Source organism: Shewanella sp. 10N.286.51.B2, from assembly GCF_041469265.1.
Lineage (GTDB): Bacteria > Pseudomonadota > Gammaproteobacteria > Enterobacterales > Shewanellaceae > Shewanella.
On record NZ_JBFRKH010000009.1, the window covers coordinates 23,885 to 36,060 of the forward strand.

Annotated in this window: 10 protein-coding genes and 1 pseudogene; 4 read left to right on the plus strand and 7 right to left on the minus strand. The window is 39.3% G+C overall.

Annotation, left to right across the window (positions count from 1 at the left end):
• Positions 1–25: 25 nt before the first annotated feature.
• Positions 26–1,981, minus strand: a complete 1,956-nt coding sequence (locus tag AB4140_RS01875) for a diguanylate cyclase (protein ID WP_371999566.1) — start codon at positions 1,979–1,981, stop codon at positions 26–28.
• A 3-nt stretch (positions 1,982–1,984) separates the two neighbouring features.
• A complete protein-coding gene (locus AB4140_RS01880) occupies positions 1,985–3,880 on the minus strand; it encodes a GGDEF domain-containing protein (protein ID WP_371999568.1) in 1,896 nt (631 codons plus the stop codon).
• Positions 3,881–5,060: 1,180 nt separating this feature from the next.
• Here AB4140_RS01880 and AB4140_RS01885 point away from each other — a divergent pair.
• Positions 5,061–5,495 carry a DUF3069 domain-containing protein gene (locus AB4140_RS01885; protein ID WP_102440466.1) on the plus strand — a complete coding sequence of 145 codons (435 nt, stop codon included), beginning with the start codon at positions 5,061–5,063 and terminating at the stop codon, positions 5,493–5,495.
• A gap of 30 nt (positions 5,496–5,525) precedes the next feature.
• Positions 5,526–6,209 carry a Crp/Fnr family transcriptional regulator gene (locus AB4140_RS01890; protein WP_371999570.1) on the plus strand — a complete coding sequence of 228 codons (684 nt, stop codon included), beginning with the start codon at positions 5,526–5,528 and terminating at the stop codon, positions 6,207–6,209.
• 160 nt (positions 6,210–6,369) lie between these two features.
• On the opposite strand, the pseudogene AB4140_RS01895 reads toward AB4140_RS01890, so the two are convergent.
• From AB4140_RS01895 to rpiA, 5 genes and pseudogenes are all read right to left on the minus strand, one after another.
• Positions 6,370–6,441, minus strand: a pseudogene (locus tag AB4140_RS01895) (GlyGly-CTERM sorting domain-containing protein); the annotation flags it as partial.
• Positions 6,442–6,471: 30 nt separating this feature from the next.
• Positions 6,472–7,443: a DUF4097 family beta strand repeat-containing protein gene (locus tag AB4140_RS01900; protein ID WP_241903591.1), complete on the minus strand. Its 972-nt coding sequence runs from the start codon at positions 7,441–7,443 to the stop codon at positions 6,472–6,474.
• The gene (locus tag AB4140_RS01905) at positions 7,440–8,057 is read right to left on the minus strand and encodes an anti-sigma factor (protein ID WP_102440468.1); all 618 of its coding nucleotides are present in this window, start codon (positions 8,055–8,057) and stop codon (positions 7,440–7,442) included. The genes AB4140_RS01900 and AB4140_RS01905 overlap by 4 nt, the downstream gene beginning before the upstream one ends.
• Complete coding sequence (locus tag AB4140_RS01910) at positions 8,054–8,599, minus strand: RNA polymerase sigma factor (protein WP_102440488.1); 546 nt, start codon at positions 8,597–8,599, stop codon at positions 8,054–8,056. The genes AB4140_RS01905 and AB4140_RS01910 overlap by 4 nt, the downstream gene beginning before the upstream one ends.
• 382 nt (positions 8,600–8,981) lie before the next feature.
• Positions 8,982–9,644, minus strand: coding sequence for a ribose-5-phosphate isomerase RpiA (rpiA, locus tag AB4140_RS01915; RefSeq protein WP_102440469.1), 663 nt, complete (start codon positions 9,642–9,644; stop codon positions 8,982–8,984).
• Between the two features lie 559 nt (positions 9,645–10,203).
• Here rpiA and AB4140_RS01920 point away from each other — a divergent pair.
• Entirely contained in the window at positions 10,204–11,193 is a 990-nt protein-coding gene (locus AB4140_RS01920) for a cytochrome-c peroxidase (RefSeq protein WP_371999573.1), read from the plus strand.
• Positions 11,194–11,455: 262 nt separating this feature from the next.
• On the plus strand, positions 11,456–12,112 hold the full coding sequence (locus AB4140_RS01925) for a cupin domain-containing protein (RefSeq protein WP_371999575.1): 657 nt from the start codon (positions 11,456–11,458) through the stop codon (positions 12,110–12,112).
• Positions 12,113–12,176: the final 64 nt, after the last annotated feature.

The window sequence follows — 12,176 nt, forward strand, 5'->3', positions numbered from 1 at the left end:
GCTAGGTTAGTGATCCACTGTTTTATTATAACCTCTGTGAGTCATCATGGTAGTACGATAGCTGATTTCGGCCATTTCTTTTGGCTTGGTAAAGCGCCATGTCTGATTTTTTTATCAGTTCAGATAATGTTTGTTCATCATAATAAGTGCTCACCCCAGCACTGATGGTGACCTTTAGCTCGGGGTTAATTGCTGAGAAATCATGACTTGATACGTCCTCGATGATCGCTTGTGTTAGTGATATCGCAGCAGTGGAGCGAATTTGCGGTAATAACACTAAGAACTCTTCACCACCTACTCTACCAATGACTGCGTTTGCTGGTAATTTGCTAGTACAGATCTCTGCTAATGTTTTAAGGACAGTATCACCAGCGTCATGACCATAGGTGTCATTTACTTGCTTAAAATGATCGACATCAAAAGACACAATAGCCAAAGTTTGCTGATTGATTAAGGCATTATTAAATAATTGATTTGCCTGTTGATACAAGGCAAGGCGGTTTGGCAACTGGGTTAGTAAATCGGTCAATGCTAACTGTTTAAATTGTTTCGACTTCTTGTTTGAGTAGAGAGTAAATATAAACAGTAATATTAATGACGCACCGCCCAGTATTAGTGCAATAATTTGTAATCTTTTATTGTCTTGTTGGGTGACTAACTGTTGCTCTTTCAGTAATTGGAATGCGATCAATTTAGCATTTTCAGCTTCAATTTTTTCACTATCAAACTTGACTAGCATTTCAGTGCTGCTTTGATTTTCCATCGCCTTATCAATTAGCTGATGTATCTCATACAGGCTAATTTGTGCGTCATAGGCTTGCTGCCAATCTTGTAAGGATTCATATATCTCTATTTTTGATTTGAGTAGCATTTCATGGCCGCGCTTATTGTGATTGCGCTCAAACCCTGCGGTGGCCTTGTCTAAGTAAGGTATTGCTTGCTCTTCGAGCCCTAACCCATGTTTAGCTTGGGCAAAGAACAATTGCATAAAACTATAATGAGTATCTACATTAGGGCCGATGACATCTTCATATTCCTTGAGATAATCAAGGGCGAGTTGATATTTGCCTAGTTCAATAAGTGGGTAAGACATATCTACAGCGACCCGTGCAGGGTATGTAGGGTCGGTATAGATAGTCTGAAAATAGTCCAATACGGTTAAATAGTGGTCGGCAGCTTTTTGGTATTGGCGTAAATCTTCATAGGCATAGGCCATGTCCATTTTTACCATCATGGCTAAATCAAGCTGGTTGCTCTTGGTAAAGGCTTGCTCAAGCTGGAGATAATATTTTAGGGCGGTGTCCGTTTCGCCCATACGGCGATAAGTGACTGCTAAATCTAGTAGGCTGAGGTGCTGTCTAGTGGGTAAATCAAACTCTTTATACAGCTCATGAGCCAATAATAAGTTTTTAAGCGCCATCGCGAAATCAGCGGTATAGGAGGCGATTTGACCAAGCTGTGAATAGGCATCAGCCATTAAGCGGCGATTGTTAATCCCTTCTGCTGCTAACAAACTTTCACGAATAAGGGCATTTGCCGCTGAGGTATCGCCGCGGTAACGCATGATAGTTGCTTCACAGAGCTTTAACTCTATTCGAGTGCTTGCTGGCATTGCTGGATAAGTTTTTAAGGTATCAATAATGAACTGATCGGCTAATTTATTTTCATCGGCATGGAAAACATTATGACTAAGACACTGTTTAGGCAGTAACAAGTAAGTGCGTTCGATATCTTCTACATCGAGCAAGCTTTCAAGGTCTTTAACCATTTTCGGAAAACTAGGATCGTTAATATCGGTTTGATCGGCGGCGTTAAAGAGTGTATCAAACTCAGGGTTTTCTATTTTGGCAAAGCTTGAGAAACTCATACTGAGCATAGCTAAACCTAAGCTAATAATGAGCAATGGCTTACGAACTAGCATTTGGATAAATTGGTTTTTATTAATGCCGTGAAAAAGGCTTTTTTGATTGCCGCTGTGCATATATCAATGCTCTCCTTTAATGATGTTTGGGAGATATTGATAATGCCTATAGCAGTCTCTGCCGTCATTTTTTGCCTCATAGAGGGCAATATCAGCTTTTTTCAAAATAGTAGAAATACTGCTTTCATCAATCACGCTTGTAATGCCGATACTGACTGAAAATATCAAGTTATCGTTTAACTGCGGTGAGTTCACAAGTTTCATTTTATGATTAATTCGCTCAGCGAAAATCATCGATTGCTCGATATTTGTCTTTGGCATAATGATCAGAAACTCTTCACCACCAATACGCGCCACAGTATCTTCCTCGCGGCAATTTTGCTGACAAGTTTGAGCAATGAGTTGTAGTGCTATATCACCGATGTCATGGCCGAATCGGTCATTGACACTCTTAAAGTGATCTACGTCGATAAGTAAGATAGAAAATTGCACTTTTTGCTTTAGCAGCTTTTGCATGACCTCGTAGGCATGTAAGCGATTAGGGATGTTGGTGAGTGGATCTTTTAATGCTATTTGTCGATATTGTTGTGACTTTTTTTGCAGCTTAACAATTAAAATAACTAATATTAACAAGAAGATAAATGTCATTGCGAGGGCGGTGTATTGTAATTTTTGCTGAGTTTTTACGGCATTAAGCTGAATGTCTTTAAGCGCTTGGAACTCAATTAACTGTGCTTGTTTATCTTCTAGGTTATCTGAGTCAAACTTGAGTCTCATGTCGGAATTATAGGTGTCCAGCCTTAACTGATCGAGTTGTTTATGAATGCTTAAGAACTGATGGTGCCAGTAGTTAGCTGACTTATAATCAGCTTGGATAGCAAATAACTGACTGGCTAACTGATAACTAATAGCTAAACCTTTTTGCATATTATACTTTTGAAAGTTAGCTGTTGCTGCATTGAAATGCTCAAAGGCGCTAGCATAGTTGCCTTGTAACATGCGCAGCTCTAAATAATAACTATGCATGTAACCATAGTGAGAGTACATCTCGGGGGTCATGTAAGGTCGAGCTTGATTTAGCCACTTTTCTGCTTCTGCTAATCGGCCAAGTTTAATCAGCGGCGCTGACATATCAATCGCAACTCTAGCGGTGTAAAGCGGATCATTGATCCCCTCGATGACCTGATAGACTTTTTCAAAGTATTCCAGTGCTTGCTGATATTCACCGCGATCTAATTCTATATAAGCGAGTGAGTTTTCAATATTGGCAAGTAACATTAAGTCTTTGGTTTTATTAAGGTAACCCTTTATTCTGTTGTAGTAATAAAGTGCTTTTTCGTTATCGCCTGAGCGCCGGTAAATACCTGCTAAATTCAGTAAGTCTAAGCTAGCTGCATGCTGTAAGCCTATTTGTTGATTGAGCTCAAAAGACTGAGTGAAGCTATCAATCGCTTTGGAAAACTGACCTTGATAAAGTGCTTGTTTGGCAATGTTATTATGGGCTTTGGCGATGATATGCTTGTCATTTAGTGCTAAGGCTTGTTCAAGTGCAGCCTGATTTAGTTTAATTGCGCTGCTATGTTGGTCAAGGTATCTGAATGCTTTTGAACGACATAAATTCAGCAAAATTGGAATTTGTGGACTAAAAAAAGATTGCTGCTCAATGTTGTTTGTCGTGGTAATAAAGTTGTTGTTTTGCTCACTGTCACTGGAGCTAAAGGTTTTACATTGCTCAGTAAGTAACAGCTGCTGGCGCTCAATATCGTTACTGGCAATAATGTTCTCGAGTTTGAGTAATGTTTGCTCTATGACAAGTAAATCTGTGATCTGTTCTGTTTTTAATTGATGGAACAAGTCATCAGCTGCCTTGTTATCAAAAGTAAAAGCAGTCACTGAAGCACTATTCAGTAAACCGACTAATACCAACAATAACAGCAGCTGATTGATGTAACGACTCACCTTGTGACAGTAAAGGCCGTTAAAAACGCTAATTGTTGAATTATAATTATTATGCAATTTTTTATACTTGCTTTACGCAGTTCCTTCATGCTGTTTTTGTTTGTTAACTAAGGCTGTAAACTGGCTTGTTAACTCGCAACAATCCTTTTAAGCACAACTTTTACAAAAGTGCTAATCAACTTGAGCAAAACAGTGCTCAGTGCTTTTTATTGTTAGGCTACAGGTTAAAAATTGGCCGCTTTGCTTAATATCGGCCATGCAACTTTTCCCTGAATTAATATTTTTGTATTTTATTATTTAGTATTTGATAACAATATAAAAAGTTCAATTAGCCACTAGGATCAATAATATCTTTTTTCTGCAGGTGAGTATCAATAAATTTACTTAACTTTACTAACTTATTGTTATCAGCTTGGTAACTATTGCTGGTGCAGCTATCTAGGTATGTCGAATTACGTAAAGCTGCATAAATCGTTAAGCAGGCATAAAAGTTAATAAAAAAAGAGATAAGATCTATATCAAAGATTGCTAATTTAACTTACTGGCTTCACAACATTATGACAGAAATTTTGGTTTGTTCAATCAAAGCTGAATAAGTAGCGCTGTTATGGCTAAGCTTCTGTTTAAAAGGGTAAATAAATAAGTATGTGTCACACAAAGAACACTTCAGCCTGTGCTTTTGTTAATATTTACTCGCGTTTTTTTGTTTAAATGCACTGTGAGGTAATCTGATTAATTGTTTATTTCATCTTTTAAAAATAGCTGTTGCTAATATAGTTCGTTAACTGTGTTTACCATAGTGAAAACACCTTAAAAAGAGTCGATAAATGTTAAAAGCATCATCATTCATGAGTCAAGTTGTTTGCATTCATTTTATGTGTTTAACGGGCCACTTTTAATCTAACTGGATAAGATCACATTATTGACTGGGTAGGTATTTGCAGCTTCACAAAAACAACCAATATATATGTCTATAACCTATAAAGGCGTTGATAATATCGTTTATACTAGTCTGTTGCTAAATAACATAAAGCTTAAAGGTTTAATGGCAGTATTTTCTGCGATAGAAACCTTATGCCTGTGCCATTTTAAGTGCTGTTAATGCGACTTAGTTACTCAAACTGCGTTAATCACATGAATTCATGGCGCTAACTTAATCATTGAAATAGAGAACAAACTAATGAGTCAACTAAGCGAAGAGTATAAAGCAACAGCAAAGCAGATTTCTTTTAATGTCGCTAATAAAGTGCTGCCGATGGATAAATTACCAGAGACTTTACTTGAGGCTTATGAAGGTTTGTTTAATGAGCTAATTGAAGACAAGGCTGAGTTATTTGCTAAAAGCTGGCAAGCAATGCCTGCGAGTGCACAAAAATTACTGCCCAAGGCGGAGTTTCATGGTTTTTATATTGCCAATGCGTGGATGCAGTTAAGCCGTGTTGCCCAAGAAATTGCAGATGAGGCTGAGTCAGAAAAAGAAATTGATGAAAAAGAATATGATGGTGTATTTGGCCGCTTGGCAGAGCAATCATTAAAAGAAAGTATTAGAAAATTAAAAAAAGCACGTACAGATCGCTCAATGCTTAATAGCTTTAAACAAGTTATGTCTGCTTAACGCTTGCTGAAATGTTTGACTGGAGAATAAATGACACTCGCGTTACGTAAACAAATAAACTGGCCCTGTGAATTGAGCGAAAGAACCAAAGCTGAGATCATGGATATTGCTGTCGATGATCAAGGCATTGAGAAATACAGTAACCTACTGGCTGATGACAGTGAACGGGGGTATTTTTACTGTATCGATGGTCTGGGTACATTTGCCACCACCAGTGCTGATAACCGCCCTTTAGCGAGTTTTATATTTGGTAAAGAAATGTGGGTTGGGGCTGTAGCGGTTGAGATTTTCCCTAAAATTAGTCTTTATACCAATGAACTGGAACCGATCAACAGCTTGTTTTTCCCTAAATGTGAACTCACTGAGTTAGCTAACATTAACCCTGAGATTTATAAGTTTATTTATAGCATTATGCGCCGTAATACCCCTAAACTGGTTCAAGGTATGCACTTGTCATTTTATGGTATTGAAGAACGTATCATTCATTTTTTATTAGAATTAGTACGTGCTAAACGCATGATTGATTTGCTCGTTATTGAACTAAAAATCACCCAGCAGCAACTGAGTGAAATTGCCAATGTAAGTCGCCCTCGAGTCAATGAAGTACTCAATAAGTTGGCTGAAGATGGCTATATTGATTTAGTCAGAGGCAAGATGATTATTTTAGATTATACAAGGTTGTCAGAATTATTAGCGCTACGAGTGACAATGTAATACGAGTGATTATGTAAAACGAATGACTATGTTATACGAGTGAATTGTCACAATCTCGACGGGTTTATAGCTGCTATTCGGGTTAGGTTGTGAGCTGGCGTTAAATGAAAAAAAAGGGCCTTCTTTGTAGAAGGCCCAAGCACTAGTTTGGAATGCTATCCTAGTGTAGTTTACGGCGACGTTTAGCGCCTAATGTGCCGAGTAATATCAGACTTAAGATCCCCATGCTAGCGCCTGTAACTGCAGCATGAAGATAAAAACGCTACTTCAATTCGATATTGCCGCTTATGGTATTAACGCTAAATTTACCTGTGGCATCGCCGGTTGTAAATTGGATGCTTTCTCTTGCTGAATACTTAGTTTTTAGCGGTTTATCATCGGTTAATTCGTTATTAATATCGCCACCTGGGCCACCATCAATTTCAAATGTCAGGTTAGGCATTTGAGTGAATTTGACTTCAACATCACCGCTAACCGTATCAAATGATGCCTTAGTGACTTTGGCGCTTAAACTGATGTCGATATCGCCACTGACACTGACAATTTTGATTTTTTCTACCGCGCTAAAGTTGCCTTCAATATCACCTGATACTTGATCGATACTAAGCTTAGTGACTTGGTTATCTTTAGACTCTAACTCGCCACTGACGAGGCGATACTGAGCTTTGCCTGCAGAGCTTTTATCCTTGATATCGCCAGAAACGGTTTCTAATTCAAGCTTGCCATTGAGCTTGTCTGACTCAATATTGCCTGACACTGTTTGTAGTTTTATGTCGCCATCCATGTGGTTAGCTTTTAAGTTACCACTGACTAATGCCAAGTCTATTTCGCCTGACAGATTTTCAATCTTGTAATCTGCTGAAACCCCTTCAGCTTCAAGCATTAGCTTTATGGGTAATTTGATGACTAAATTTGAGCCATCTTCATCATGACCCCGATAGCTGTTGGGTAGCTTATCTTCAATAGTGATTTGATTGCCTTTTTGCTCAAAGATAAACCCTTCAGACAATTCATCTAACTGACCGGATACTGTGATGAGGTCTTTGTCCCAGCCGATGATCTCTACTTTGCCGCGCTGCACTTTTAGCTCAATTTGTGGTTTCGCATTAACCGTCATTTCTTGTTCAACGGATTGTGCTGCAAAGGCCATTGTTGATGTCATGAGTGTTGTTGTGAATAGCAGGCTGCCGCCAATGATAAGTCGGCTGATAAACTGACTAGTTTGATTGTTCATATGGAATTTCCTTGAGTCGATGGAGTCGTGTTAATTGGGGTGCGTTGTTGCTGTTGTAACAGCTGTATTTCGCGCTTCATTACCCATAACCATAAATCCCACACTTGCTTGTTATTGGGATCGCTTTTAAGGGCTTTTTGGATCTCTTTTGATGCAAGCTGCAATTCGCTATAACCCTTATTGAATGGATTAGTAAGGTCATCAAGCTGCATGCCAACAGTATATTTGTTGTCATCAAAGCCATTAATTTGCTGTTGATGGGTCAGGGCTATTTGATCAACCAAGGCAATTAAATCTTCAGTAGACTGATTGCTAAGGGCATTTGTGACGGTGATAGGCTCAAGGCTTGGCTTTTGTGCTGTAGGGCTTGTTAATAGCCAGCCTAATACCAATACAAAACTAATACTGGCGGCAACGGCAAGATGTCGCCAGTATTGCGAGTTAGCGCTGCGGTACTGAGTTGCAGCATCAGTTTGCTTTGCTGGCACTGAAGAATTTGTTGGGGCGCTTATTTTCGCCTCAATGTCTTGCCATAGATCTTTGTTTGGTGAGATCTCTTTTGGCAAGCTATCAATAAGCCTTGTTAATTGTTGCTGCTGATTGCTATTTTTCATGCCAACATCTCCTGTAGCATCTGCTTTGCTCTGTGGTATTGGGCTTTACTGGTGCCAACGGCAATATCCAAAATCTGCGCAACTTCATCATGTTGATAACCTTCAATTGCGCACAGTACAAACACCACGCGGGTGCGTTGTGGCAGTTGCATAATTAATTTATCAAGGCGGTGATACTCTTGATGGCCGTTTTGCGTTTGATGATTTTCGCTGAGACTTTGATGATGCTCACTCAAGCTCGATTCTGGTAAAAATCGATGCCAAAAGCTTTGCTTTGCTTTCATGCTGTTAATAGCTTGGTGGACACACAGCTTATATAACCAAGTCGTAAACTGACTATCGCCATTAAACTGATTTAGCTTTTGCCATAATCTGACAAAGCAGTCTTGGCAAATTTCATCGGCATGATCAGCGCTACCACTTAAACGCAAACAAATTGCATACACACGGCCTTGATGGCGCTGATAAAGTAGCTTAAACGCTGCTTTATCGCCGCCCTTAGCTTTCGCCACTAAAGCGTCATCTAAGCAGGCATTATTGATTTCACCAGCTTCAGCAGCGCGAGTATTACTGCTGAGTTGATTATCAATGTCTGTGATATTGCTTGAGGTTAAGTTCACCAATTATTCCAATGTGATGTGAGTTACTAGATTAGACATTAGCAAGTTGCTAAAAGGTTTACTTGATTAAATAAAATATTTTTTTGATTACCATGGGGAGTCAAAATGCTGAAAAGCATCTGCTTGAGTAAGCTTAGGTGTGAAAGGTTAAAGTGAAAATTTTAAGTGGAAGCAAGTAGGATAGGGGCTTGGCACAACTTTAAGGGCTTTATGGTTATAAAAACAAAAATGCCCAATGGTGAATTGAGCATTTTATCAGTGCGATTAACTTTAATTACCGGACTTAAGCAACTAGCCTTTAGGACTATTTGGCGACAATCGTGTTAACGCCATCTGGGCTGCCAACCAGCAATACATCAGCACCGCGGTTAGCAAATAAACCATTAGTGACCACACCAACAATATCATTTAATTGCTTTTCTAAGGTTTTAGGATCAAGAATGCGGTAGTTGTACATATCCAAAATTACATTACCATTGTCAGTGACGACACCTTCACGGTAAACCGGATCGCCACCTAATTTTACTAATTCACGAGCAACGTAAGAGCGCGCCATTGGGATCACTTCAATAGGCAGTGGAAACTCACCTAAAATCTCAACTTGCTTGGTATTATCAACAATACAAACAAACTTTTTAGCCACAGCCGCGACAATTTTTTCACGGGTTAATGCCGCGCCGCCGCCTTTAATCATGTCCATATGGTCATTGATTTCATCAGCGCCATCAACGTACACAGATAGATCTGAGACACTATTGAGATCAAATACTTCAATGCCTAAACTTTTTAGTTTTTGGGTTGAGGCTTCAGAGCTTGATACGGCGCCTTCAATGTCATCTTTCATTGTCGCTAACGCATCAATAAAGTGATTAACCGTTGAACCTGTTCCAACACCAACAATTGAACCTTCTTCAACATATTTAAGTGCAGCCCATCCAGCGGCTTTTTTCATTTCGTCTTGGGTCATATCAACATCCTGAGGTGGCAATCTACCAATGGTAAGTAATAAATTTGGTTAAGTATAACAAATGCTAAGCCATAGCAGGTACGTTGTTGGCTGATTTATTAACTGGCAGTTACACGAATCGTTACACTCAAGAGTTATAAGTGTATTGCCATATGCGTCAGTAAATCCCTATATACTTAACTTCGGTAAATAATATAGCTAAGCCATATGGGCGAGAAAATCAGCTTTAAGGAGTGATGGAGCTTAATAGGCAAGAATAAGCTGCATTTTTTATCGCGATATTACACCTGTAAAAAGTCATTTGTATCAATATTGGCGCAGTGTTTGATACAAAAGGATGTGATCTACAGCAATCTTAATCGCTATTGGTGGTGTGCAGGTTTAATTTAATCGAATGGTTCGTTAACCTATCTTATTTTTAAAAATAAACAGTGACTTAAGCCGCATAAATAGAATTTGCGATTGCGATGGACTTAATCGGATTTTACCGTTTTAACCTAAGATATAGAACAATTAAGATGCTTGCCATTAAACCATACTATGAACAAGGTTATTTATTATGACTAAGCTGACCACCGTTGCTGTAATGCTAGCTTCGATTTTTTCTATTTCAACTTCTCAGGCCAGTGAGCCCATTGAAGTCATTAAGCCTGCGGTGATCACCGAGCCTGAAAAAGTTGAGCTAGGTAAAATGCTTTTCTTTGAGCCACGTCTATCAATGTCTGGTTTTATCTCATGTAACTCATGTCATAACTTGTCCCTTGGTGGTGTGGATGCACTGCCGACCTCAATTGGTCATGAGTGGCAACAAGGTCCAATAAACTCGCCTACAGTCTTAAACGCTGATTATATGCTGGCGCAATTTTGGGATGGCCGCGCTGCAACCTTAAAAGAGCAAGCTGCAGGTCCTATCGATAATCCAAAAGAAATGGGTTATACCCATGATTTAGCAGTAGATACTATCGCTTCAATGCCTGCATATGTTGCGCGTTTTAATGACATTTATGGTTCAAATGAAGTCAACATCGACCGTATTACAGATGCCATAGCGACATTCGAAAAAACCTTAGTGACGCCAAATAGCCCATTTGATAAATATTTAGAAGGCGATAAAAAAGCCATCTCTGCAGATGCACAAACGGGTTATCAGTTATTTAAAGACAAAGGGTGTGTCGCGTGTCATAACGGCCCAGCGGTTGGCGGCACTATGTACATGAAAATGGGCTTAATTAAACCATTCCACACAGACAATCCAGCGGAAGGGCGTAAAGGGGTTACCGGTAAAGAAGCTGATAAGTTCGTCTTTAAAGTACCAACCTTACGTAACATTGATCTTACCTACCCATACTTCCATGATGGTAGCGTATGGAACCTAGATGAAGCGGTTAATACCATGGCCGACATTCAACTAGGGCAAAAAATGTCAGCTAAAGAAACTGCACAAATGGTTGAGTTTTTGAACAGTTTAACCGGTGAGCAGCCACAAATTATGTTGCCGATTTTACCGCCTTCAAATGCGAATACACCGCGTCCAGTGCCGTTTAAATAATAATGCCGTTTAAATAATAGTGCCGTTTAAATAATAATGCCTTTTAATAATAGCGGCGTTTAAACAGTATTGAAGTCGCGATAACACTTCAGCTTAACTTTATCACTTAGCTGGAAATTATCTGAAACTCCCTCAAAGCCTGCACTAGCGATAGTGCAGGTTTTTTATTTCCCTGCTATTCATTTATCAGCTAATGATTTGTTAGCTATTTATTTCGTTTAAGTCCTATTACACTGATATATAAATTCAGCAGGAAATCACTATGCTTAACATGGACTTTAGTCAGCGGGTTGTTATTGATACCAATAAGCTTCAATGGGATAAAAGCCCAGCTCAAGGGGTATGGCGTAAAAGATTGGCCAGAGAAGAAGCTGAACGTGGTCATGCGACCAGTGTGGTGAAGTATGACGCTGGAGCAAGTTTTTCATCGCATCCGCATCCTTTAGGTGAAGAAATACTGGTACTCAGTGGGATATTTTCAGATGAAAGCGGCGATTATCCCGCTGGCAGTTATATTCGTAACCCTGAAGGCTTTAGTCATGCGCCATTTAGTGAACAAGGCTGCGAGTTACTGGTAAAGCTACATCAATTTCAAGCCTCCGATAGCGCTCAAATTCGTATCGATACTAACAATACACCATGGTCTGCTGGGCAAGGTGATTTAAAGGTGATGCCGCTGCATCAACATCTTACCGAATCGACAGCCTTAGTTTTTTGGCCTGCAGGTTGCCAATTTCAGCCTCATCGTCATTTTGGTGGTGAAGAAATTTACGTTATTAGCGGTGAGTTTATTGATGAATTAGGTCGTTATCCTGCAGGCACTTGGATCCGCAGTCCACATTTAAGTCAGCATAATCCTTATGTTGAACAAGATACGCTTATTTGGGTGAAAGTGGGTCATTTGCTGCTGGATGAGTAAGTTACACATTTTATAAGGACGATTGGTTAATCTTTTTATATGATGTTTATAGGATTTTTCACAC

Excerpts from the sequence above, each read along its gene's own strand:
- AB4140_RS01920 (WP_371999573.1), top strand. The coding sequence starts at position 10,204 with ATGACTAAGCTGACCACCGTTGCTGTAATGCTAGCTTCGATTTTTTCT.
- AB4140_RS01885 (WP_102440466.1), top strand. The coding sequence starts at position 5,061 with ATGAGTCAACTAAGCGAAGAGTATAAAGCAACAGCAAAGCAGATTTCT.
- AB4140_RS01890 (WP_371999570.1), top strand. The coding sequence starts at position 5,526 with ATGACACTCGCGTTACGTAAACAAATAAACTGGCCCTGTGAATTGAGC.
- AB4140_RS01925 (WP_371999575.1), top strand. The coding sequence starts at position 11,456 with ATGCTTAACATGGACTTTAGTCAGCGGGTTGTTATTGATACCAATAAG.
- AB4140_RS01900 (WP_241903591.1), bottom strand. The coding sequence starts at position 7,443 with ATGAACAATCAAACTAGTCAGTTTATCAGCCGACTTATCATTGGCGGC.
- rpiA (WP_102440469.1), bottom strand. The coding sequence starts at position 9,644 with ATGACCCAAGACGAAATGAAAAAAGCCGCTGGATGGGCTGCACTTAAA.
- AB4140_RS01905 (WP_102440468.1), bottom strand. The coding sequence starts at position 8,057 with ATGAAAAATAGCAATCAGCAGCAACAATTAACAAGGCTTATTGATAGC.
- AB4140_RS01875 (WP_371999566.1), bottom strand. The coding sequence starts at position 1,981 with ATGCACAGCGGCAATCAAAAAAGCCTTTTTCACGGCATTAATAAAAAC.